The sequence below is a fragment of the Rhizobium sp. YTU87027 genome (genome assembly GCF_050644135.1).
Classification (GTDB): Bacteria; Pseudomonadota; Alphaproteobacteria; order Rhizobiales; family Rhizobiaceae; genus Rhizobium.
The window spans coordinates 245,915-267,528 of sequence record NZ_CP098442.1 but is presented as its reverse complement, the minus strand read 5'-3'; the positions used below and the strand labels follow the sequence as shown (position 1 = coordinate 267,528).

General features: G+C 59.4%; 23 protein-coding genes. 6 read left to right on the top strand and 17 right to left on the bottom strand.

Annotated features, from left to right (window positions below; all coding sequences use genetic code 11):
* Nucleotides 1–6 precede the first annotated feature (6 nt).
* Together NBG89_RS29975 and NBG89_RS29970 are read right to left on the bottom strand one after the other, a co-directional pair.
* A complete protein-coding gene (locus tag NBG89_RS29975; RefSeq protein ID WP_416068734.1) occupies nucleotides 7–498 on the bottom strand; it encodes an MOSC domain-containing protein in 492 nt (163 codons plus the stop codon).
* Between the two features lie 238 nt (nucleotides 499–736).
* Complete coding sequence (locus NBG89_RS29970) at nucleotides 737–2,224, bottom strand: PLP-dependent aminotransferase family protein (protein WP_416068735.1); 1,488 nt, start codon at nucleotides 2,222–2,224, stop codon at nucleotides 737–739.
* Nucleotides 2,225–2,305: 81 nt separating this feature from the next.
* Between NBG89_RS29970 and NBG89_RS29965 the strand changes: the two genes are divergently transcribed.
* The 4 genes from NBG89_RS29965 to NBG89_RS29950 all read left to right on the top strand — a co-directional run bounded on the left by NBG89_RS29965 (nucleotide 2,306) and on the right by NBG89_RS29950 (nucleotide 6,714).
* The gene (locus tag NBG89_RS29965) at nucleotides 2,306–3,523 is read left to right on the top strand and encodes a trans-sulfuration enzyme family protein (RefSeq protein WP_416068736.1); all 1,218 of its coding nucleotides are present in this window, start codon (nucleotides 2,306–2,308) and stop codon (nucleotides 3,521–3,523) included.
* Nucleotides 3,524–3,578: 55 nt separating this feature from the next.
* Nucleotides 3,579–4,478, top strand: coding sequence for a dihydrodipicolinate synthase family protein (locus tag NBG89_RS29960; protein WP_416068737.1), 900 nt, complete (start codon nucleotides 3,579–3,581; stop codon nucleotides 4,476–4,478).
* Between the two features lie 41 nt (nucleotides 4,479–4,519).
* A complete protein-coding gene (locus NBG89_RS29955) occupies nucleotides 4,520–5,983 on the top strand; it encodes an L-lactate permease (RefSeq protein ID WP_416068738.1) in 1,464 nt (487 codons plus the stop codon).
* A 101-nt stretch (nucleotides 5,984–6,084) separates the two neighbouring features.
* Nucleotides 6,085–6,714 carry a glutathione S-transferase family protein gene (locus NBG89_RS29950; RefSeq protein ID WP_416068739.1) on the top strand — a complete coding sequence of 210 codons (630 nt, stop codon included), beginning with the start codon at nucleotides 6,085–6,087 and terminating at the stop codon, nucleotides 6,712–6,714.
* 108 nt (nucleotides 6,715–6,822) lie between these two features.
* Here the strand turns inward: NBG89_RS29950 and NBG89_RS29945 are convergent, their stop codons facing one another.
* The 14 genes from NBG89_RS29945 to NBG89_RS29880 form a co-directional block, all read right to left on the bottom strand.
* Nucleotides 6,823–7,269 (bottom strand): Lrp/AsnC family transcriptional regulator, encoded by a 447-nt coding sequence (locus tag NBG89_RS29945; RefSeq protein WP_416068740.1) that lies wholly within the window; start codon nucleotides 7,267–7,269, stop codon nucleotides 6,823–6,825.
* A 13-nt stretch (nucleotides 7,270–7,282) separates the two neighbouring features.
* Nucleotides 7,283–8,068, bottom strand: a complete 786-nt coding sequence (locus tag NBG89_RS29940; protein WP_416068741.1) for a phosphotransferase — start codon at nucleotides 8,066–8,068, stop codon at nucleotides 7,283–7,285.
* Nucleotides 8,069–8,077: 9 nt separating this feature from the next.
* Entirely contained in the window at nucleotides 8,078–9,493 is a 1,416-nt protein-coding gene (locus tag NBG89_RS29935) for an aspartate ammonia-lyase (protein ID WP_431324618.1), read from the bottom strand.
* An 8-nt stretch (nucleotides 9,494–9,501) separates the two neighbouring features.
* Nucleotides 9,502–10,380 (bottom strand): 4-hydroxy-tetrahydrodipicolinate synthase, encoded by an 879-nt coding sequence (gene dapA / locus NBG89_RS29930; RefSeq protein WP_416068743.1) that lies wholly within the window; start codon nucleotides 10,378–10,380, stop codon nucleotides 9,502–9,504.
* A 43-nt stretch (nucleotides 10,381–10,423) separates the two neighbouring features.
* Nucleotides 10,424–11,845, bottom strand: coding sequence for an aldehyde dehydrogenase family protein (locus NBG89_RS29925; RefSeq protein WP_416068744.1), 1,422 nt, complete (start codon nucleotides 11,843–11,845; stop codon nucleotides 10,424–10,426).
* A complete protein-coding gene (locus NBG89_RS29920; RefSeq protein WP_416068745.1) occupies nucleotides 11,842–12,903 on the bottom strand; it encodes a homoserine dehydrogenase in 1,062 nt (353 codons plus the stop codon). Before NBG89_RS29920 ends, NBG89_RS29925 begins: the two co-directional genes overlap by 4 nt.
* A gap of 194 nt (nucleotides 12,904–13,097) precedes the next feature.
* Nucleotides 13,098–14,009 carry an ArgP/LysG family DNA-binding transcriptional regulator gene (locus NBG89_RS29915; protein ID WP_431324617.1) on the bottom strand — a complete coding sequence of 304 codons (912 nt, stop codon included), beginning with the start codon at nucleotides 14,007–14,009 and terminating at the stop codon, nucleotides 13,098–13,100.
* Between the two features lie 109 nt (nucleotides 14,010–14,118).
* On the bottom strand, nucleotides 14,119–14,439 hold the full coding sequence (locus NBG89_RS29910; protein ID WP_416068747.1) for a DMT family transporter: 321 nt from the start codon (nucleotides 14,437–14,439) through the stop codon (nucleotides 14,119–14,121).
* 89 nt (nucleotides 14,440–14,528) lie between these two features.
* Nucleotides 14,529–15,740 (bottom strand): trans-sulfuration enzyme family protein, encoded by a 1,212-nt coding sequence (locus NBG89_RS29905; protein WP_416068748.1) that lies wholly within the window; start codon nucleotides 15,738–15,740, stop codon nucleotides 14,529–14,531.
* Nucleotides 15,741–15,778: 38 nt separating this feature from the next.
* Nucleotides 15,779–16,468 (bottom strand): ABC transporter permease, encoded by a 690-nt coding sequence (locus tag NBG89_RS29900; protein WP_416068749.1) that lies wholly within the window; start codon nucleotides 16,466–16,468, stop codon nucleotides 15,779–15,781.
* 11 nt (nucleotides 16,469–16,479) lie between these two features.
* Entirely contained in the window at nucleotides 16,480–17,202 is a 723-nt protein-coding gene (locus tag NBG89_RS29895) for an ABC transporter permease (RefSeq protein WP_431324616.1), read from the bottom strand.
* Nucleotides 17,203–17,268: 66 nt separating this feature from the next.
* Nucleotides 17,269–18,030, bottom strand: coding sequence for a transporter substrate-binding domain-containing protein (locus NBG89_RS29890; RefSeq protein WP_416068751.1), 762 nt, complete (start codon nucleotides 18,028–18,030; stop codon nucleotides 17,269–17,271).
* Nucleotides 18,031–18,067: 37 nt separating this feature from the next.
* Nucleotides 18,068–18,850 carry an ABC transporter ATP-binding protein gene (locus tag NBG89_RS29885; protein WP_416068752.1) on the bottom strand — a complete coding sequence of 261 codons (783 nt, stop codon included), beginning with the start codon at nucleotides 18,848–18,850 and terminating at the stop codon, nucleotides 18,068–18,070.
* Nucleotides 18,851–19,033: 183 nt separating this feature from the next.
* A complete protein-coding gene (locus tag NBG89_RS29880; RefSeq protein ID WP_416068753.1) occupies nucleotides 19,034–19,720 on the bottom strand; it encodes a B3/B4 domain-containing protein in 687 nt (228 codons plus the stop codon).
* 43 nt (nucleotides 19,721–19,763) lie between these two features.
* Between NBG89_RS29880 and NBG89_RS29875 the strand changes: the two genes are divergently transcribed.
* Nucleotides 19,764–20,387 (top strand): helix-turn-helix domain-containing protein, encoded by a 624-nt coding sequence (locus NBG89_RS29875; RefSeq protein ID WP_077981883.1) that lies wholly within the window; start codon nucleotides 19,764–19,766, stop codon nucleotides 20,385–20,387.
* Here the strand turns inward: NBG89_RS29875 and NBG89_RS29870 are convergent.
* Entirely contained in the window at nucleotides 20,328–20,468 is a 141-nt protein-coding gene (locus NBG89_RS29870) for a hypothetical protein (RefSeq protein WP_431324664.1), read from the bottom strand. The two genes, NBG89_RS29875 and NBG89_RS29870, sit on opposite strands and share 60 nt — an antisense overlap.
* On the opposite strand from NBG89_RS29870, the gene NBG89_RS29865 reads away from it, so the two are divergent.
* On the top strand, nucleotides 20,409–21,611 hold the full coding sequence (locus NBG89_RS29865) for a trans-sulfuration enzyme family protein (protein WP_431324615.1): 1,203 nt from the start codon (nucleotides 20,409–20,411) through the stop codon (nucleotides 21,609–21,611). The two genes, NBG89_RS29870 and NBG89_RS29865, sit on opposite strands and share 60 nt — an antisense overlap.
* Nucleotides 21,612–21,614 lie beyond the last annotated feature (3 nt).

Here is a 21,614-nt window from a genome sequence, read left to right as displayed (position 1 = left end):
GTCGCGTCACTCGTCGATTGGCAGGATCGGGTCGCCAGGGCGGATTATACCACCGACCTCGATCGAACAGTTGAGACCGGAACGGTTCAGCAGTCCTTCGTAGAGGCCCGACATGCCGAGAAGCTCCTCGATGTATTTGCAGGGAAAGTTCATCCGTGCCGCTCGCAAGATCGTTTCGCCGACCCGGAAGCGCTCGCCGACCAGATGATTGAGCGGAACGCCGCGGGTCGTCAGGTTGCGCCTGTGATCTTCGGGTTTAAGCATGCCTTTGAACCCGGGAATCTTCGGCTCTCCCTTGGCAATCGCCTCGAGAACCTCAACCTCGATCAGCGTGACTTCGCGGACGTCAGGCTTGGGCGAATAAGTCCCGGTTCCGAGATAATAGCGGTCGCCCGCAATGCCGCGGCCAGCGATGAGTTGCGCCTCGGCGAGTTCTTCCATTTCGTAGGAAGCGGCCGGCGCAATGTGAATGTGGAGCAGACTCCCCCGCCAAGTCATGTATCGGCTCCCGCAATGCCTTGCCTTTGATCGAAATGGATCTCCGCGCCGGCGGCCTGGTGCTCTCATCATGGGATCATCCCATGTCTCACCGGTCCCGGCTGATGGGGAAATCTGCCGTGAAACTGGCTTCGTCAACAGTGCCAGTTTACCAGCATGTTCCTAGTCCAGTTTGGCGAAGGTTGGAGGCGTGCCAGGAGAGGATGCAATAAGATGCTCGGCGAGCCGGGTATTGCTGTCAGCCCGAACCCTTCACCGCATCGACGGCCGAGGCGACAAGTTGAATGCCCTTCTCGATCTGCCTTCCTGTCAACGCGGAATAGCCCATTACCAATCCGAGCCGCTCTCGTGGCGCCTCACTTGCTTCTGGTGCAGAATCGTAGAGCGGTGAAATACCGTAGAGGCCGACGCCGCGTTCGCGAGCAGCATCCATCAGGGCGATCTCAGCTGATCCCGGCAGGTCTTTGAACCAGACGACGACATGCAATCCGGCATCCGCACCCTCGACCGTGACGCGGTCGCCGAATGCAGTCCCAAGAGCGCTCAATAATATCTCCCGGCGCTCCCTATTCAGTCGTCTGACGCGACGCACATGGCTCTCATAGGCGCCACTTTCGATCAGAGAGGCGAGCGCTTCCTGCTCGGTCATGGGTGTATGGCGGTCGGTCAATTGCTTGGCGGTTGCGAACACCTCCTGCAATTGTTTTGGCACGACGAGGTAGCCAATGCGCATCATCGGCGACAGTGTCTTTGAAACGGTGCCCAGATAAATGACGTTGCGCCCGTCCGCCAGGCTCTGGAGGGGCGGAACCGGGCTGATGTCGTACCGGTACTCACTGTCGTAGTCGTCCTCAACCACGTAGGCGTCTCTATCCCGAGCCCAAGCGAGAAGCTGGTGGCGTCGGCTGATCGGCATGACACCGCCCAAGGGAAACTGATGGGATGGTGTGACATAGGCCATCCGGGCGTCGATTCCTGATAAGTCCGGGGTCTTCAGGCCGCCCGCATCCGCGTCCACTGCCACGGCGCAAGCCCCGGTGCTTGAGAAGATCTGGCGAGCCATTCGGTAGCCGGGATTCTCCATCACAAATGCGCTGTTCGCGTCGAGGAGGATCCGCGCGCAGAGATCCAGCCCCTGCTGGGAGCCGTTGACGATGATGATTTGCTCAAGATCGCATTGCAACGTCCGTGCCCGCCAAAGGTAACCCTGAAGGGCTTGCCGCAGGCGCCGGGATCCTCGTGGGTCCTCATAGGCCAGCCGCCCGGGTCTTTGGGCAATCACCGAATTGATAGCGCGCTTCCACGCCAGTGCCGGAAAGTCAGATGGGGCAAGGTCTCCGTACCGAAAATCAACCGCCAGGTTGGTTGGCAGATAGTCGAGCCACGGCGAAAGCGCCCGAAGTCTTTCGCCGTAAGCAGAAAGCGGCCCGAACGCCTCCTGTGTGGTGTCGGATTCTCGCGGCCGCTGTCTCGGCTCCAGCGCTGTCACACGCGGGCGAGCGCCTTGGCGCAGTTCCACAAAGCCTTCAGCGGCAAGCTGTTCATAGGCAACGGTAACTGTTGTCCGCGACACATGCAGTTCATTCGCCAGGCTGCGTGAAGACGGCAGTTGGCTTCCCGCTTCATAGACACGGCTAAGGATCTGACTCTTGAGTGCCTCGTAAATCCTGCGTGCGCCCATTCTGGGTGCGTGCACTGCCGCCGCTTGGTTTTCCGACTGGACCATATTCTTTCTGCCAAACTGGATGTTTCATGCCAACCAGTATGATGCCAGTCTGGGCCAAAGCAAAGAGGATACGATCCAGCTATGACAGGCGGCAGCGAGCATGACGACCAATTTCACGCGGCAAGCTACGCATTCGACACGCGAGCCATTCATCATGCGTTCAGCCCGGGGGACTACAAACGGGCAGTCCAGCCGCCAGTCTTCCTGACCTCGACCTACGGCTTCGAGAGCGTCGAGGCCAATGACGCCGCAGCAGCGCTTGGCGGCCGACTTTACGCGCGGGAATACAATCCGACCACAGAGATCCTCGAGCAGAGGCTTGCGAACCTGGAAGGGGCGGAGGCGGGCCTTGTCGTATCGACCGGTATGGCCGCCTTCGGCACTCTGATCCTCTCCTTGCTGTCGCAGGGCGACGAGCTTGTCGTTCACAAAACGCTTTACTCGAATACTGTGGCAATGGTGGAGCAGGGGCTGCCGCGCTTCGGCATCAAGGTCGTTCCCGTGGACCTCTCCGATCCGTCAAACCTCGACGCGGCGATCACGGAAAAGACCAAGCTTGTCTATTTCGAGACGCCCGTGAACCCGCTCAGCAGCATTCTCGACATTGCGGCAATCTCAGAGCGCGCGCACGCGCGTGGGGTGAAGGTCGCAGTGGACAGTACCTTTGCTTCTCCCGCGCTCCAGCGGCCGATCGAGCATGGCGCCGATATCGTGCTTCACTCTCTTACGAAATACATCAACGGTCATGGCGACACGTTGGGTGGGGCGCTACTCGGCGACGCCGAAACGCTCCACCGCCTGCACGAAACGGGTCTGCGTTACATTACCGGCGCCACCTTGGCGCCACACTCCGGCTTCCTGATCATGCGCGGTCTGAAAACACTTTCGCTTCGAATGGATCGGCACAGCGCCTCTGCTCTGGCGATCGCCCGTATGCTCGAAGCGCATCCCGCCGTGTCCTGGGTGAGCTATCCCTTCCTGGAATCGCATCCCGATCAGGCGATCGCGCGCATGCAAATGGCGCAGGGGTCGGGCATGCTCGCCTTTGGGCTTCACGCCGGGTTTGACGGAGCAAGAAATATGCTCGATCGCTTGCAACTAATGACACGCGCGGTGAGCCTCGGCGACACCGACACCCTGATCTATCATCCGGCCAGCATTACGAGGGCGCGGCAATCGATCCGAAAAGACGCCCATATGGTCTCGGGCGTTGGTGACGACCTCATCCGTCTTTCTGTCGGTCTTGAGGACGTAAATGACCTGATTGGCGACCTGAGGCAGGCGCTCGCGACCCTGTAACGCCCGCATTGACGACTGCGAATATAGAAGCACAGAACCGGATCCGGAGCATCGAATGGCTTTCCTGAGCGGGCTTTCCGCATTTCCCATGACGCCGAGTGACCTGGACGGTCGCGTCGACACTGCCGCTCTCAAGAGGCTTGTGGCGCGGCTTTGCATCGCAGGCGTCGACTCCATCGGCCTTCTCGGGAGCACCGGAACCTACATGTATCTGTCCCGCGAGGAGCGGCGACGAGCCTTAAGCGCGGCCATTGAGGAAGCCGGCGGGGCGATACCGGTCGTGGCAGGCGTCGGCGCCTTGCGGACCGACGAGGCGGTCAGGCTGGCGCAGGACGCCAAGGCCGCAGGCGCGACCGCAGGTCTTCTTGCCGCCGTTTCGTACGCGCCGCTGACGGAGGATGAAGTCTTCGAGCATTTTTCCACCGTTGCTCGAAAGAGCGGCCTTCCCATCGTGATCTATGACAATCCGGGGACGACCCATTTCCGCTTCACGGCGGTCCTGGTGGAACGGTTGGCTCAGGTGCCTGGCATCTTGGCGATCAAGAATCCGACGGAAAAACCCGAGGAGATCGCGAGCCACCTGGGGCAGCAGAGATCCGCCACACCCAAGAGCTTCTCGATCGGCTATAGCGGCGACTGGAATGCTGCCGAAGCCATGACCCGTGGGGCCGATACCTGGTACAGCGTGCTCGCCGGCATTCTTCCGGACGTGTGCCTGCGCCTCGTGAGAGCAGCTCAGAACGGCGATACTGAAGAGGCACTCCGGATCGATGCAAGTCTTGCCCCTATCTGGGAGCTCTTCAAGCAGTTCTCCAGCCTGCGAACCGTCTATACGATGGCCGATCTGCTTGGCGTCTGCCGGGCCGAGCCGCCCCGTCCCATCCTCCCAATACCGCCGCTTGCAAAAGAGAAGGTAGCACACTGCCTGACCTTGCTCGAGCAGGATCTGGCGTGACGCTTAGCTAGGTCAGACGCCGACGGAGGATCACGACGGCATTGCTTTACATCGTCTGGGCATTGCCCGCGCTCATCGTCATCGGCCTGCTGGCAAGCGGTCGGGCTTCCACGCTCGTTGCCGCAAGCATCAGCCTGCTGGTGGCAATCGTTGTCGCGCTTGGCGCGGCGCCCGGCGAATTTCAGTTGCGCGACGGCGCCAGCGCGCTCTTTCGCGGCGCATGGATCGGGTGGATCGTCGTACCATATATACTGGGCGGGCTGTTATTCTGGCAGATGGCTATTCGGCCCGGGGATGCAGCGATGCCGGTCGAGAGTCTCCGGCAGAACAGGCAGTCCAAGCGACGTCTGCTGTTTGCTGCGTGCTTCCTGATCGGCCCGTTTTCAGAATCCGCGACCGGCTTCGGCGTCGGAATCGTCGGGACGATGCTGTTGTTGCGCAGGCTCGACCTGCAACCGGTCTATCTCATGGCCTTCAGCCTGCTCAGCCAGACAATGATCCTGTGGGGCGGCATGGGCAACGGCGCGATCGTCGCTGGCGCCTTCTCTCGAAGCGATCCGACCATGCTCGCTGTCAATGCCAGCTTTTTTCAAGTCGCCCTGAATGCGCTCTGGTTGCCGCTCTACTGGAGGATGGCCGAAAAAGCAGGCGTCGGGGCTTCATCCAGCGAGTGTCTCAGCGAGGTCGTCTGGCTCGGCGGAAGCCTGTTTCTGCTGATTGCGGCAACGCGAGCACTGGGGCCTGAAGTTGCGATGCTCTGCGCCTATGGACCGGTCATCGTGCTGCGTTATCTTGTCGATGAGCGCCCCAATGCGGGCCGACTCCTTGACGCCCTGCGGAGAATGGCGCCGTTCGCGATCCTCATCACATGGCTCATGGCGACCCGGCTGATCTCGCCCCTGAGCGAATTCCTGCTGCAAACTGGGCGGCTCGAGCCGTTCGTCGGAGCCCCGGCCTGGTCGCCGCTGTTTCATGCGGGCACGTGGTTGGCTTTAGGCGCTGTCATCTGCGCATTCGTCTATGGTCATGTTTCCAGCTTAGGATCGCAAGTCCTGACAGCCTGGAGAACCGGACGGCTCGCAATTCTTGCCATCATCATCTTCTCGATGATGGCAGAGCTGCTATCCAGCTCCGGGATTGCCGCGGCATTGGGAGAGGGGATACATTCCGCAGCCGGCGGAGGCGCGTTGACATGGCTTGCTCTTGTCTCGGCAGTGTTCGGAGCCCTTGCAAACAGTGGTAACGCCGCAAACGGCCTGTTCATGAGTTCGCAGGTCAGTCTTGCGAAGGAAGCGGGCCTCAATGTCGCGGCCGTGATTGCCCTGCAACATACCGCCGCCCTGGCGCTGAACCTGATTTCACCAGTTCGCATGTCCATTGTTTGCAATATGGCAGGTTGTCGCGGACAAGAGCGCGCAGTCTACCGGGCCATGTTGCCTTTTGGCGCCGCGGTCATAGCCGTTTTGCTGATAGGCTCGCTGATGATCACGTATCGTGTACTTTAGCGGGACCCGGTCCTTGTTGCGGATCAAATGCAGCCCCTGTGGCACGAGATGCCAGCAAACTTCTCCATTTCTGAACGAGCCCCAATAAAAGGAGGTCGAGCATGTCCGAATTCAAACTGCATTGCTTTGCAATGTCAGGCAACTCCTACAAAGTGGCTCTGTTTCTCGCCTTGGCGGAAATGGATTGGACGCCGGTGTTCGTCGACTATTTCGGTGGGCAAACGCACCGAGAGCAATGGCGACAGGAGGTTAATGAACAGGGCGAGGTTCCGGTCCTCGAGCACAAGGGGGCAAGGCTCAGCCAGTCGGCGCTCATTCTCGACTATCTGGCTGAGGCGACTGGAAAATTCGGTCCCGAAAACGTCCGTGAGAAACAGGAAATCTGGCGGTGGATGTTGTTCGATAATCACAAATTCACCAGCTACTATGCCACCTTGCGCTTCCTGTATGGCATCAAGAAAACTGGGGAGACGGCGGTGACGCAATTCTTGAGGGAACGTGCAATTGCGGCCTACCGCATCGTGGATGATCACTTGCGGCAAACACCGTTCCTTGTGGCTGCTCGGCCCACCATCGCGGACCTGTCTCTTGCAGGCTACGTCTACATGCCCGAAGATGCGGGCCTGCCTCAGGAGGAGTTTCCTCACATCGCCAAGTGGAAGGACAGGATCCGGGATCTGCCAGGATGGCGACACCCCTACGATCTAATGCCCGGTCCGACATCGCTATAGTCGTATTTTTTCAGATCGCGACCGAGCGTTTCAATTTACTGCTATCGGCGGGCTTATACGCGCTCCTTTGACCAAGCCAAGGTCCTGCCAATTATACCTCTGGGTCTATCAGGCCTTTCGAACGACGGAGGAGAGCGCGAATGCCGTAAGCGTGTCGCGTACCCCTGGAAGTTCGGATATTTGCTGCCAGATCTGGCGAATACGATCGGCTTGCGAAGACTCGACCCTCACCACCAGGTCGAAATCGCCGGTCATGACGTCACAGGCGACAACCTCCGGGATTTTGCGTAGGACGTTGATGACGTCACCGCCCCTCATGCGGTCATGGCGATAGACGAACATGAGTGCGGTGGTCACCTGCCGGTCGTTTCCGCCCTCACCGGTGACGATCGTGTAGCCTTTGATGAAACCTTCTCGTTCGAGCCGTTCGATGCGCACCCGCACGGCGTTTCGGGACAGGTTCACCTTTGCCGACAATTCCGCGTGCGAAATGCGGGCGTTGTTTTTGAGTTCGGCAAGTACCAGTTCATCTATTCGGTCCAGAAGATATTTCATCCCGTTGCCGCCTCTATTGGTCGAAGATATCTGGCGTGACCGAATGATAGGCGACAAGGGCACACTCAGGGACCGAACTCCTTCTCGCGTCCGCGGCGGCGCGCTTGGCTGTTGAGGCAAGAACAAACGCAGGCAGAGCTGCTTTTTCTGCTGCCGAGAGCTTTCTGATGGTTTGATAACCGCTCAAGAGCGCATGGGCTTTGCGCCGGTCCAAACCGCCGCCGGGCACGCCTGTCCAGTCAACGAGAACGTCGGCGATCTCGGCGATGAGGGCGTCATCATGGCGAAGCCTGAAATTGATGACACCGCTGACTTCATCGCCAAGAAAAAAGACATTCGCGAAGACCAATGCACCATGTACGGGTCCCGATGGTAAGTCAGGCTGGCGGTTGAGCCCACTCTGAAAACTCATGTGTATCTGGCCCATAAGGCAGCCCACACTGCCACATTTGGCTGGCGAAGGATCACTTGTCGATGACCCGGACACGAAGCTTACAATGGCCACAAGCCGACCCGCAGCCTGAAACGTGGCATTGCCGTCGACGGTGCGCCTGGGTTCGGGGCAGGGGACGCCCGCCCGATGCAGCGTTTCCATCGTCGTGAAAGCGCGTTCGAGATCAAGCGGCTCGGCCCCGTTTTCAAACAGGGTCACGATGAACTCGCCTTCGGCAGACCGGAACAGATAGGTCGTTTCACGATCGCCGTCGGCGATGCCGATCACCGAGGACAGACCTGTCAAGCCGTATGCTTCCACGATCGCGTGGCGGTCTTCGTCAGACAGTTCGGTAAATACCGCCATGACTTCCCCTCAAGCGGGCGTGCGCTGCGGGACGTTTGCAAACGCCGCGTAGTCGCTGAAGATTTCCTCGATCTGCCGTTTGGTCAGGCATCCGTCTTCCTCGACGATGGAGCGCAGAGTTCTCTTTTCAGATAGTGCTCTCTTCGACAGCCAAGCCGCCTTGGAGTAGCCGATCAGCTTTGCTAGCGGGGTAGCCAGAACGAGAGACTGGTCCAACAAAGCCTTACAACGATCCTTATCGACCTCGATCCCCGCCACACACCGGTTGGCGAAGATTTCCATCCCTCTGGTCAGCATGCGTATTGACAGCAGGATGTTCAGGACAATGACCGGCTCCATCGCATTGAGTTGCAGTTGTCCGGCACTTGCGGCAAGCGTCACCGTCAGGTCATTGCCGATCACCTGAAATCCGATCTGATTCATCATTTCCGGAATGACCGGATTGACCTTGCCGGGCATAATCGAGGAGCCTGCCTGCATCGCCGGCAGCCGGATCTCACCCAGTCCCCCGATTGGGCCACTGCTCAAGAGCCGCAAATCGTTGCAGATCTTCGTCATCTTGACGGCAATTCGTTTGAGAATGCCTGAAAAGGCGACAAACCCGCCTGTATCCGATGTCGCTTCCACCAAGTTACGAGCTGTGATGAGCGGCAGACCGGAGATCTCGGAGAGTTTTCTGCACGCAACGCTCGGAAAGGCCGGCGGCACATTGATCGAGGTTCCGATTGCAGAGCCGCCAAGATTGACCTCCTGAAGAAGTTTCTTGGCAGACTGCACTTGGATGATGTCCTCGTCGATCAGTTCCGCAAAGGCTTCGAACTCCTGGCCGACAGTCATGGGCACGGCGTCCTGGAGCTGCGTGCGTCCAACCTTTATGACATCCACGAATTCAGCACCTTTCCGACGGAAAGTGTCCCGAAGATTGACCTGCGCGGCGATGAGCGCGTCGCAGGTGCGCAACAGGGTCAACCGGATCGCTGTCGGGTAGACATCGTTAGTCGACTGCGAGAGGTTGACGTCGTCGTTTGGGTGAAGCGTGGAATAGTCTCCGACGCTGGCGCCCAGCTTGAGAAGAGCAAGATTGGCCACGACCTCGTTGACGTTCATGTTGGTGGAGGTGCCCGCTCCGCCTTGCATCATGTCCACGGGAAAATTGTCATCAATCGCTCTTAGTTCGATGAGATCGTCGCACGCCTCTGCGATCGCAAGAGCTTTCTCAGAAGACAGCAGTCCGAGTTCCATATTGGTCAGCGCTGCGGCTTGCTTCACCATCGCCATCGACTGGATGAGCTCGGGAAAGTCTCTCAGGCGGAAGCCTGTGACGTTGAAATTCTCCTCCGCGCGCTGGGTATGCACGCCAAACAGCTTACCCGCGGGAATGGAGAGAGGCCCGATGAGGTCAGTTTCTATGCGATCGATCTTCATCGGTGACCTCAACTCAAAACGCCAGCGTGGAGCATCGCCCGATCGATCTGTTCGCGAACCGAGCTGCTGACGGGAACAAGAGGCAATCGCAGGTCCCCACGGATGCGGCCCAGCCGCTCCAGGGCATATTTCGGCCCAGCGGGGTTTGTTTCCAGGAAGAGCGCCCGGTGCAATGGCATCAGACGATCCTGGATCTCCAAGGCCGAGGTGAAGTCGCCCCCAAGGCAGGCGCGCTGGAATTCAGCGCACAGGCGCGGTGCAATGTTGGCGGTCACAGAAATGCACCCGTGCCCGCCCTGGGCCATGTAGCCGAGGGCGGTGCCGTCTTCCCCGGTCAGCAGGTTGAAGTCCTTGCCGCAGGCCATGCGCTCCAGTGAAGGTCGCAGGAGATTGCCGGTGGCGTCTTTCACACCGCTCACATTCTTGCAGTCGCTAAAAATGCGCGCCAACGTCTCGACCTGAATGTCGATCACACTGCGACCTGGAATATTGTAGACGATGATCGGGAGCTCGGCCTCCGCATCTATGGCTTTGAAATGCTGATAGATGCCCTCCTGCGTCGGCTTGTTATAATAGGGTGAGACGACCAGCAATCCATCGGCGCCGGCTTCCTGTGCATGGCGGACGAAGTCGATTGCCTCCGCCGTGCTGTTTGAGCCTGCCCCTGCAATGACCGGGATACGGCCGCCGACCGTTTTGACCGTAATCTCGACAACTTGTTTGTGCTCGGCATGCGTGAGTGTCGGACTTTCGCCTGTCGTTCCACATGGGACCAGTCCGGATGATCCCTCCTCGATCTGCCAGTCGATAAGGGCGCGCAGCGCGCCTTCATCGACACGCCCATCAGCAAAGGGTGTAACAAGTGCGGTGATGGAACCTTTGAACAAAATGGTACTCCTGATGTTGCTGATGGGCTTGTTGGCTGGTGATCTATTGCCGTTTGAGCCTGTTGATGCAGACGACCTTTGGTTGGGTCATGTCTTCAAAAGCAAAGCGCACCCCTTCGCGGCCCATGCTGCCATACTTGAAGCCGCCGAACGGCATAGCGTCGAACCGGTAGTCGGAAGAGTCGTTGATCATGATCCCTCCGGCATCAATCCCGCTGGCCGCCTCGAGGGCTCCCTCGAGGTCATTAGTGAATATACCGGCGTGCAGACTGTAGTCTGGCGCATTCGCAAGGCGGATGGCATCGCAGAGCGCATCGAAGGGTTCGAGGATTACGATCGGGGCGAACACCTCTTCGCTCCATAGGTCGCAACCAAAGGGAACATTTTCCAAGACCGTCGGTGGGTAAAGGTTGCCCGCCGGGCTGTGGCCGCAAAGGAGGTCGGCGCCAGAAGCAATGGCGCGGTCGACCATCGCCGTTGCGCGTTGAACGGCACGTTCCGAAATCATCGGGCCGACATCAGTGTCAGGCTCAAGTGGGTTTCCAGTCTTGAGCATTTTTGTGGCTGCAACGAACTCCGACTTGAACCGCTCATAAATGGAGCGCTGGATCAGGATCCTCTGGGTGCCAATGCAGTTCTGACCGGCCGCCCAGTAGGCTCCAGACAGGCAGCCGTCGACCGCAGCGACAAAATTGCAGTCTTCCATGACGATGACTGGTGCATTGCCTCCCAGATCCATCGCCAGCTTCTTGATGCCTGCAGCCTTGGCGATTGCCTCCCCCGTGGCAAACCCGCCCGTGAACGAAATCATTCGCACGTCTCTTGCCACGACGAGTGCCTTGCCAAGATCCGCGCCACCGATGACAACCGTAACAATCTCTTCCGGAAGGCCGCTTTGCACCAGAACGTCGACCAGTTTGAGCGCCGACAGGGGAGCAAGCTCAGACGGCTTGAGGAGCACGGCGTTTCCACCGGCAATCGCCGGCCCAAGCTTATGGGCGACCAGGTTCAGCGGGTCATTATAAGGGGTGATGGCCGCAATGATCCCGAGCGGCTCCCGGGTGTACCAACCCTGCCGGGCTTCGGACCCAGCATAGGACTCGAACGGAATGACCTCGCCGGCGTTGCGTTTGGCCTCATCGGCCGAGAGTTTTAGCGTGTTGACGCATCGGGTCGCCTCTTTGCGGGCCTGGTTTACCGTTTTGCCGGCCTCTTTGACGATCAGAAGCGCGAATTCTTCATGCGCCGCCTCGATGGCGGCGGCTGCCTTTTCAAGGATTGCAGCTCGCTTGTGGCGCGGCAGAGCTTTGGCGGCCTGCGCTCCGCGGCCGGCACGTTCGATAAGGCTGCCCACGCAAGAAGCATCGCTGCTGGGAACAGTTCCGACGACCGATCCGTCGAAAGGGTTGCGCACGACGATCTCATCGCTCGGCATGGGGCTGGTCAGGGCGAGGCTGTGCATCATGCAGCCTCCCTGGCAATGGCGGACGTGCTTTGCGCGTGAATTGCCACGATGTCGGACAATAGAGCATACGCAGTCTCAATTCGTCCCGCACCGGGTCCGGTAACCGTCACGGAGCCGAGCAGCTTCGTGCTGAACGAAACGGCATTGGTTGGACCGTTGACGGCGGCGAGAGGATGCTCCAACGGCAGTTGCTTCGGCATGACGCTTCCGACGACGCGGCCGTCTTCCCCCCGGGAGGCGGAACCAATGAGTTTCCAGCGGCTGTTGGCCTTGGCTGCATCCCTGATGTCAGAAGGCGAAAGCTGCGAAATGCCCTTGCAGGAGACATCATCCGGTTTGAGTTGTGCGCCAAGCAGCTCATTGGCAAGGATGACGACCTTCAAGCGGACGTCGAAGCCTTCGACATCCGCCGTGGGATCGGCTTCCGCGTAGCCGAGCTCCTGTGCTTGCCTGACGGCGGTATCGAAATCCAGGCCACTTTCCATCCGTCCCAGAACGAAGTTGGAAGTGCCGTTCAGAATTCCCTCGAAGCCATCGACCTCAGCGCCCGCGAGCGTCTTCTCGGCCATCCGGATCACCGGCGTTCCGCTCATCACGGAACCCTCGTACTCAAATCGGACGCCATTTGCCTCAGCGAGGGCCTTCAGCTCCGACGCCGCAAGTGCCACCGGACCCTTGTTCGTCGTGACAACATGCTTGCCGCTTGCAAGCGCTGAGCGGCAATGGGAGACTGCGGGCTCGCCGTCCGTCGGGTTGGTGAACGTTGCCTCTACAACAATGTCTGCCGGTGCGGTCCTGATGATCGTTTCGTTGTCCGCTTCCGCACTGCCGCCTGAGAGTTGGCCGAACCCACCCTTGGTGAACTTGGCTTCAATCAGCGTCTTCGCGTCGAGCCCGTTTGGTGAGATCACGGAGCCGAGATAAAGATCGCTCACAGCGACAATATTCAGACGGAACCCAAGCTCCCGCTCCCACAGCGGGTTCCTTGTCGCGATAAGCTCGGCCAAAGCGCGGTTTACGCCGCCAAAGCCGATGAGAGCAATGTTGTAGACGGTCATGACAATCCTCCAATGACACCAATGACGTTCTCTGCTCGCCGAAAATGCGAGGCAGACCGCTCAGTGGGAACGGCGCAAATCGGCCAAAGGAGGAGGCATTTCGCCCAAAATGCCAGCGTCACGACGCTTGCGCTCATTGCTTCTTTTGCGAGCAATCCGGCGAGCTGCTGGAGGTCCTGCAACAACACTGACATCTATGAAATTCCATCGAGTTCAAGGCTTTGCTGCGCAAGACGAACGATGGCCGCGGTCAGCCCCTCCAGCTGGTGGACTGCTACGCGATGAACCTGCCATCGCACCGGCAAGTCGACACCTGTCCCTTTGATCAATTCTGTCAGAGTGCCGGACCTGAGATGGGCCGCAGCAAGGTGAGCCGGGACAACGCCCCATCCGATGCCTGCGAGGGCTGCATCGAAGATGCTTGCGCGCGAGGGCAGCCGATGCACCGGAAACTCGACATCATCGCCGAGCGCAACTTTGACCCATCGCTTCGGAAAGGGGTCCGTCGACCCCATGGCCAGACCAGGCGCTTTGGCCATCGCCTCGGCGCTTGCCCCTTGTGGAAAATGGCGGCTGCTATAGCCCGGGGTTGCCACGGCTACCAAGCGAAGGCTGCCCAACGAACGGCTGTCGTGATCCTCAAGCAGTTCCTCGCCTAAGGTGACCGCAGCGACAACCTCGCCGGCTCGCAGCCTTTCTAGCGTCCGAATGGTTTCATTCAGAACCAGGTCGACGAGAAACGGTGCGGATCGTACGAAGTCGGAGACGGCATCCAGGATCCAGCTCCCGAGCCATTCCGGATTGGCGGCAATCCTGATGGTCATGCGTTCAGGCAGTGAGCCAGGACCGATGAGACCGGGCATTCTGGAGGCCAATTGGCGCTCGAGCAGTTCGACGCGCTCGAAATGGTAGACGAGCTGAGCACCCGCCGTGGTGGCGGAACACGGGCTTCCTCTGACGATCAGCGCGACGCCGAGGCGTTGTTCCAACTGCTTGACCCGCTGCGACACAGCTGATTGCGTAACCTTCAGTTCGCGAGCAGCTCTGTCGAAACTGCCCAATCTGATGACAGAAACGACGGCCTTGACTGCCTGGTAGTCTATCATGGCTCGAGTCCAGTCTGCATGTGACGGTTGGCGAAGTTTGTTCTTGTCTGGGCTTGGCGCGCAAAATTGCTGCCACCGGAGCGCGCGAATGACCGTCGCTAACCTTCTTTCATCCGGCGTTCGACAGCTTCATCATCAGAAGACCGGAGAGTATCATGGCGCCGGCGAGAATGCGCATTGGGGCAGCTGGCTCGTTCAAGACCAGGACGCCAAGCAGGAACGACCCGACGGCTCCAATGCCAGTCCAGACAGTGTAGGCCGTGCCAAGCGGAAGAACGCGCATCGAGAATGAAAGCAGCACACCACTTGCAATCATTGCGACGACCGTGATTGCCGACGGAACAAGCAGTGTGAAGCCTTCGGACTTTTTCATATAGAAGGCCCAGACCACTTCGAGCAGCCCGGCGATGAGCAGAATAATCCAATGCATAGTGTGTTTTCCTTGAGAACGTCGCTGACATAGCGGGAAGATCCCGACGAGAGGGCTTCCCGCTGCACCTGGCGTCGGAACTCGCGTCTTCAGGACCGGTCGAAGGTCTCGTCGAGAGCGTTATTGATATCGGCGATGAGATCCTCGGGATCCTCCAGGCCGATGGAAAGACGCAGATGTCCATATTTCTGGAAATTCAGCGGATAGCGTTCGGCGCCTCCGCGGCCGCTTCCCCCGACGTGCACGATCAGGGTCTCGTCGTGGCCGAGCGAGACCGCCGAGGTGATCACCTTCAGATTGGAAACGAAGCGGTTTTGGGCGTCCGGGTCCCCCTCGACCGCGAAGGCCATGACGCCGCCATAACCCTTGCCTGCAAATTGAGCCTTTGCCAGTTGGTGCTGGTCGTGGCTTTCGAGCCCGGGATAAGTGACGTAGGCAACCCGCTCGTCGCCAGCAAGGGAATTCGCAACGACCTGTGCGGTGGCGAACTGCTGTTTGAGGCGCAATGGAAGCGTGACCGAGCCGCGGGTAATCAGCCAGGCATTGAAGGGGGAGATTGTTCCGCCGAGATCGACAAGGGCGTCCGCCTTGACATGATGGATGAGTTCCTTGGAACCGACCACCACACCGCCCATCGCATCACCATGGCCATTGATGTACTTGGTCAGGGAGTGGATGACGAGATCGGCGCCGAGCGCCAGCGGCCGGAAAAATGGGGGAGGCGTAAAGGTGGAGTCGACCGACAGAAGCGCGCCAGCCTTCCTGGCTATGGAGACCAGTGTCGCGATGTCGGCAACCTTCGTCGTCGGATTGGCGATCGTTTCCGTATGGATAAGCTTCGTGTTGGGCCGGACGGCAGCTCTGACTGCCTCCATGTCGCCCATATCGACGAAGGTTGCCTCAATCTTGTAGCGCTGAGGCAAGAGCTCGGCGAAGAGCCGCCAGACGGCTTCATACGTGACATCGCCGACGATCACATGATCGCCGCTTTTCAGGAAGGTGAAGAACACGGCGTGGAGGGCAGCTACACCGGTTGCGAAGACGGCTGCGTCCTCTCCACCTTCCATGGCCGCCAGCTTGCGCTGCAGGCAGATCTGGTTATGACCGGAATTGCGTGTATAGGAAGGCGCCTCCGTGTCCGACCAGTCCATGGTCGAGGGGTCGTAGGGCAGAAGATAGGAATTGGCCATGACGATCGGTGTGCGGATCGCGCCGGAGGTCTTGTCGATCTCGTTGCCGCCATGCACCGAAAGCGTGTTGAAGGAGAGCGTCGAAAGCTCGTGTTTGTCTGGTCTGGACATGTCGTGGGTCTCTGGTTGTTCGGGGTTTAGGGGCCGCGCTAGCGGCGCGTCGGCACAGCATTTTCGAGCTTCTGGAAGGCCTGGGTGATGAGAAAGGTCAGACCGACATAGAAGAGGGTGACGAGGAGCAGCGGTTCATAGACGAGCAGCGTGTCCTGGCGGATCTTGTAGGCGGCGCCATAGAGGTCCATGACCGTCACCGAAAACACGATCGGTGTGGCCTTGAGCTGAAGGACCACTTCTCCGGCAAAGGTGGGCAAGCCGATGCGGATTGCACGGGGAAGCCAGATCCGGCGCAGGATCATGGCGGGCGACATGCCAACGGCGCGAGCAGCCTCTAGTTCACCCTTCGGAACCGCCAACATGGCGCCTCTGAGGATCTCACCTTGATAGGCTGCAAAATTCAGCGTCAAAGCAAAGGCGGCGAAGAACAGGCCTTCTCGCAATATCGGCCACAGGAAACTTGTTCTCAGTCCCGGTACGTAAGGCAGATACGTGCCCAGGCCGTAGTAAATGAGCCAGAGCTGAATCAGAAGCGGTGTGCCGCGGAAGAACGTGCAGTATCCCTTCGCAACCCAGCGTGCGCCGGGGCTCTTGCCCACCTGGGCAATCGCAAGGAAGATCGCCAGGCCAAAGCCGCAGGTCACCGAGATCACAAGCAGCAGGCAGGTGAGGAAAGCACCTTGCAGAATGAGATCGCGGTAGGGGAAAATCCAGCTGAAATCCATGTCCGCTTCCCTTACGCATTCGGTCTTTGTCCGCGACGGAAGTAGGCTTCCAGCGCAGCGAAGAGCATGTTCGAGACTATGGTGATGACGAGGTAGAGCACCGCAGCAGCTAGAAAGAACACCATGTATTCCTTGGTGTTGCTTGCTGCGACGCGCGCGGCAAGCGCCAGTTCCTGGTAACCAACGACGGCGATCAATGCACTGTCCTTGATGACCGACATCCAGAGATTGGCAAAGCCCGGCAGCGCGTTCGGGATGAGGCCTGGCAAGACGATCCTGCGGAAGCGCAACGCCGGACGCATTCCGAACGCTTTCGCGGCTTCCAGTTGCCCGACAGGGATTGCAAGGATTGCGCCGCGCAGCACCTCTGTCATGTAGGCACCCTGCACAAAGCCAAGGACCGCAATAGCCGCGACAAGACCGTTGATTTCGATAGGTCCCAGTCCCGCCCAGGCAAGGATACGGTTCACGCCGTCTGTTCCGGCGTAATAGAGGGCAACGATCAGTATCAGCTCGGGTACGGCACGAATGATCGTGGTATAGGCATTAAGCAGGAGTTGGAGCGGCCGAAACCCACTCAGTTTTCCGAGCGCGCCGAACAGTCCGATTAGCATCCCGACCAGATATGCTCCGGACGAGATCAGGACAGTGGCCAGGGCACCCGCAAGGAGCACGCCTCCCCAGCCGGGAGGCGCGATGGACAGAAGATCCAGCGCTGAATGTGTGGGGTTCATGGGAAGCCTTCCAGTCAAGGCAGGGATCGCCGCACAGCTGTGTGGCGATCCGCAACCGCCTTGGTCTCAATAGGGGTCGTAGTCGAAGTACTTCTTGCTGAATTCGGCATACTTGCCGCTGTCCCTGACGGCCTTGATGGCGGCGTTCAGTCTTTCGCGCAGCGCGTCGTCGCCCTTGCGCACACCACCGCCGACCCCCGCGCCGAGGATGGTGTCGTCCGGCTCGACATTGCCCTTATACTCGCAGCACTCTTCTCCGAGGTCTGTTTTCAGGAATTCCTTGAGCGGGCCGGTGTCGGCAAAGACGTAGTCGATGCGTCCGGAGGCAAGGTCCTGGAAGGACTCATCGACCGTCGCATAGCTCTTCTCGCTCGCGACGTCGGCGAAGTGTTTCTTGAAATAGGCGGATTGGGTGGTCGAGACGGCAATGCCCACCGTCTTGTCCTTCAGCTCCTTGGCCGCAACCCCCATGGCGCCGTCCTTCGGGCCGATCATCCCCGCCAGCGCTGAATAGTACTTGTCGGTGAAGTCGATCCGCTTCTTGCGCTCGTCGGTGATCGACATGGAGGACCAGATCACGTCGATCTTCTTGCTTTCCAGCGCCGGAATGAGGCCATCCCAGGCAACGTCGACGATCGCGCATTTTTCCTTCAGCTCCTCACAGACGGCGTCCATCAGGTCGATCTCCCAGCCGATCGCCTTGCCGGAGGCGTCCTTGGTCGTGTAAGGCGGATAGGCCTCGTTGACGATGCCAAAGCGGATGTCGGCGTGCGCATTTGCCGCCATCATGATCATGCCGATGGCCAGAGCTTTTCCCAGATGCTTCATTTGCATTCCCCTTTTTGCTGTTGAAAAGATTGATTGGTCAGTGCGAACCGGCTGCAACGAATTCTTTGCAGCGAGCGCTCGTGGGCGCGCCGAAGACCTGTGCGGGGGAACCTTCCTCCTCAACCTGGCCTTGGTGCAGAAACATGACGCGTGTCGAGACATCCCGAGCGAACTTCATCTCGTGGGTAACCATGATCATGGTGCGGCCCTCCTCGGCGAGGCCGCGGATGACCTTCAGCACCTCCCCGACAAGCTCGGGATCAAGAGCCGATGTCGGCTCATCAAACAGCATGACAGCGGGATCAACGCAGAGTGCACGAGCGATGGACGCGCGCTGCTGTTGTCCGCCTGACAGGAAGGCGGGGTAGGCGTCCTTTTTGTCGTAAAGACCGACCTTGGCCAGCAGTGCTTCGGCCTTCTCGATGGCTATGGCCCGCTCGACCCCGAGCACATGTACCGGCGCTTCGATGACGTTCTGAAGGATGGTCATGTGCTGCCAGAGGTTGAAGCTCTGGAAGACCATGCCCAGGCCGGTTCTCAGCCTTTCGATTTGGCGCCAGTTGGCGGGTTGCGATTTTCCGCCGCGCCCACTTCGCAACGCGACTTCTTCGCCATTGATGCGGAGGGAACCACAATCCGGAATCTCAAGGAAGTTGATGCAGCGCAGGAAGGTGCTTTTGCCCGAACCTGACGATCCAATAATCGAGACGACATCGCCCTTCTCGGCCGACAGGGAAATGCCCTTCAGGACCTTGTGGGCTCCATAGCTCTTGTGAACATCACTCACGACCAGAGCGGGCGGGTGTTTCTCAGTGCGCATTGTTCCTCCTTTACGATGCGACGAGTGCCCGCTCCTCCGGGCAAAGCTTCGCCGCCGCCGCGACGCCGCGACGCAATTTTTCTTCCGTGTGGCGAGTGACGCCGGTTGTCAGCTGCTTTCCACCCCCAGCCAGCGGCCACCGGTCAATATCTTGACTTTCGCCACTTGCTCCGTAGGCGCCAGCTATGTTGGGAGAAGGTTCTGCCTATAGACGTCGCACCCCGGCGCCAGTTGCCGAAGACCACTGACCAGCATGTCGGCGGCCGCCTCAAGTGCCTCCTCTGGCATCGTTTCGAGGCTCTCCAGGATGAACCACATTCGACCACCGATTGAATCCAGGCGCGTGCGCGTTCCCTGTCGCCAATTCCACCGGCGGCATGTCACGCCGATATCGTCGCGCCAGATCACCTCACCAACGGACGGATGTTCGACGATTGCCTCGCCATTCGCGACCGTGTCGAACGCTTCCGTACCGTCGGCAATCGCCAGCCGCGGCTTGCCGACATAGGCATCAAAATTCTCGCCCCCGACGGGCACGGCAAAACGCAGGCTGACGGCATTGTAGAGGTCGACCAACGGATTAATGGTGGGTAGGCGACCGTCCTTTTCAACCCGCTTCTTCAGCGCCTGTGCAGAGCACGGCGTCCGGTTGGGTTTGGCCCCGAAACGGCTATAGACGTCCGCCCAACTGGCAAGATGGGCGTCGCCCCATTGTGGTCCACCGGCGCGGACGAAATCACAGGCTTCCCCAAGCACGTCGCGCGCCATTGGCCCGCGGGTCGGATCGCTGGCATCAACCAAGATGCTGATCGCACGGAAATCCGGCGCTATTTCTGCGACAGACCTGTCGATGAGCGGAAAATCCAACATGCCCTCTAGCTCCCATTGACCAATTTAGTCTATAATACCGACCATGGAAAAGAAAGTCAATATATCGACCGACACGGTCGCCGATGTCGAGCGCGTCAGCGCAACCGTCTCCCAGAACCTGAAAACCTTCAGGCGCCAGAGCGGCCTGACGCTGGACGAACTGTCCCGGAAGTCCGGCGTGAGCAAGGGCATGCTGGTCGAGATCGAGAAGGGAACAGCCAATCCGAGCATCGCCACACTGTGCCGGGCCGCTACCGCCTTGGGCGTGTCGGTTGCGGATTTCGTCGGGGTGGCGTCGAGTGTTCCTGTTCGCATAGTCCCGGCACAGGACGCATCGACCCTGTGGCACGGTCCGAAGGGCGGAAGCGCAACACTTCTCGTTGGAACCAACGGGCCGGACGAGATCGAGCTGTGGCGCTGGACGCTTTTCCCGGGCGAGATATTTGAATCTCCCGGCCATTCGCCCGGCACACTCGAGCTCATTAACGTCGAAACGGGTGAGCTCACCCTGAAGTTTGCAGACAGCGAGCACTTGGTTCACGCGGGTTCATCCGTTCTGGCGCGAACCGAAGACAAGCACGCCTACATGAATTGTGGAAACGATGAACTACGGTTCGTAATGGCTGTGGCGGAACTGCAGCGACCTCGGGTGAGGACGGGTCTTTAGCGATCGACGATCGGGGCGCAGATGAGCAGCAAGATAACGACAAATCAGCCAGTTTCGGCCAAGGCCTCGCCTGACGTCAATGATCTCGGCTTTTCGACCCGCTCCATACATGAGCCGTTCCCGTCTACTGCGATTGCCTCCCTTCGGAGTAGACCATCGGCTTCTGTCTGCGGTCGGACCACCCTTGTCCAGCCAGGCGGGGCGGACGGGGATCGGTCGGCGACATGGCTGCTCGAGCACAAGCTTGCCCGTCTTGAAGGGGCGGAGGCCGGTCTTGTCCTCTCCTCAGGTCTGGTTGCCTTTCGCACGCTTGCCCGGTCATTTCTTGCTGCCGGAGACGAGATTATTGTTCACAGGCCGGTCTGCACCGACACAGCGTACCTAATGCTGGAGATTGTTTCGGCGGTCGGCGCAAGGCTTGTCGCGGTGGATCTTTCGGAGCCGGACGTGATCGGCCGTTCGATAACCGAACGGACAAGATTGGTGTATTTCGATACGCCCACCAATCCTTTGAACAGCGTTCTGGATGTCTCGGCCATTTCTGAACACGCTCACGCGTTCGGCCTCAAGGTGGCAGTTGATAGCACATTTGCAACGCCGGCCCTTCAAAGGCCGCTTGAACATGGGGCGGACATCGTGCTGCACTCGCTGTCGAAATACATGAACGGGCACGGTGATACGGTCGGCGGCGCATTACTTGGGACGGCGGCGGATATTCGAAAATTGCGCCACGAAAGCCTGCGCGAGCGCCATGACACCACCATCTCGCCGCAAGCTGCGTTCCTGATCCTGCGCGGGCTCAGTACTCTGGCGCTCAGAATGAATCAGCATTGCAACACCGCGCACGTCCTTGCTCTGACACTGGAGGCCCATCCCTCGGTTGCCTGGGTGAGATATCCTTTCCTCACGTCACATCCCGATCATGAAATTGCGCGCCGTCAGATGTCGGGCGGCTCCGGGATGCTCGCCTTTGCGCTTGAGACAGGCCCGGAGGGCGCCACGGCAATGATCAAGAGACTGAGCCTGATCAAGTCAGGCGGAGATCTGGCGGAGGTTGGTAGTTTCATTTGTGGCTCAGCTCGGCTCACCGGTGCCCGTCATCTGTCCCTTGTCGGCAGCCAGTTCTGCGTCAACCTCGGCGAGGACGCAATTCGATGCTCGGTCGGTCTCGAGGACGCCGAAGATCTCGTTGAAGATCTTCTGACGGCGCTCGAATTTGCATAACCT

Coding starts and splice junctions, on each gene's coding strand:
- NBG89_RS29900 (WP_416068749.1), bottom strand. CDS start 16,468: ATGGATTTCAGCTGGATTTTCCCCTACCGCGATCTCATTCTGCAAGGT.
- NBG89_RS29905 (WP_416068748.1), bottom strand. CDS start 15,740: ATGTCCAGACCAGACAAACACGAGCTTTCGACGCTCTCCTTCAACACG.
- NBG89_RS29865 (WP_431324615.1), top strand. CDS start 20,409: ATGAGCAGCAAGATAACGACAAATCAGCCAGTTTCGGCCAAGGCCTCG.
- NBG89_RS29920 (WP_416068745.1), bottom strand. CDS start 12,903: ATGACCGTCTACAACATTGCTCTCATCGGCTTTGGCGGCGTAAACCGC.
- NBG89_RS29885 (WP_416068752.1), bottom strand. CDS start 18,850: ATGCGCACTGAGAAACACCCGCCCGCTCTGGTCGTGAGTGATGTTCAC.
- NBG89_RS29975 (WP_416068734.1), bottom strand. CDS start 498: ATGACTTGGCGGGGGAGTCTGCTCCACATTCACATTGCGCCGGCCGCT.
- NBG89_RS29925 (WP_416068744.1), bottom strand. CDS start 11,845: ATGATGCACAGCCTCGCCCTGACCAGCCCCATGCCGAGCGATGAGATC.
- NBG89_RS29890 (WP_416068751.1), bottom strand. CDS start 18,030: ATGAAGCATCTGGGAAAAGCTCTGGCCATCGGCATGATCATGATGGCG.
- NBG89_RS29945 (WP_416068740.1), bottom strand. CDS start 7,269: ATGAAATATCTTCTGGACCGAATAGATGAACTGGTACTTGCCGAACTC.
- NBG89_RS29940 (WP_416068741.1), bottom strand. CDS start 8,068: ATGGCGGTATTTACCGAACTGTCTGACGAAGACCGCCACGCGATCGTG.
- NBG89_RS29875 (WP_077981883.1), top strand. CDS start 19,764: ATGGAAAAGAAAGTCAATATATCGACCGACACGGTCGCCGATGTCGAG.
- NBG89_RS29935 (WP_431324618.1), bottom strand. CDS start 9,493: ATGAAGATCGATCGCATAGAAACTGACCTCATCGGGCCTCTCTCCATT.
- NBG89_RS29960 (WP_416068737.1), top strand. CDS start 3,579: ATGGCTTTCCTGAGCGGGCTTTCCGCATTTCCCATGACGCCGAGTGAC.
- NBG89_RS29895 (WP_431324616.1), bottom strand. CDS start 17,202: ATGAACCCCACACATTCAGCGCTGGATCTTCTGTCCATCGCGCCTCCC.
- NBG89_RS29880 (WP_416068753.1), bottom strand. CDS start 19,720: ATGTTGGATTTTCCGCTCATCGACAGGTCTGTCGCAGAAATAGCGCCG.
- NBG89_RS29970 (WP_416068735.1), bottom strand. CDS start 2,224: ATGGTCCAGTCGGAAAACCAAGCGGCGGCAGTGCACGCACCCAGAATG.
- NBG89_RS29915 (WP_431324617.1), bottom strand. CDS start 14,009: ATGATAGACTACCAGGCAGTCAAGGCCGTCGTTTCTGTCATCAGATTG.
- NBG89_RS29910 (WP_416068747.1), bottom strand. CDS start 14,439: ATGCATTGGATTATTCTGCTCATCGCCGGGCTGCTCGAAGTGGTCTGG.
- NBG89_RS29950 (WP_416068739.1), top strand. CDS start 6,085: ATGTCCGAATTCAAACTGCATTGCTTTGCAATGTCAGGCAACTCCTAC.
- NBG89_RS29965 (WP_416068736.1), top strand. CDS start 2,306: ATGACAGGCGGCAGCGAGCATGACGACCAATTTCACGCGGCAAGCTAC.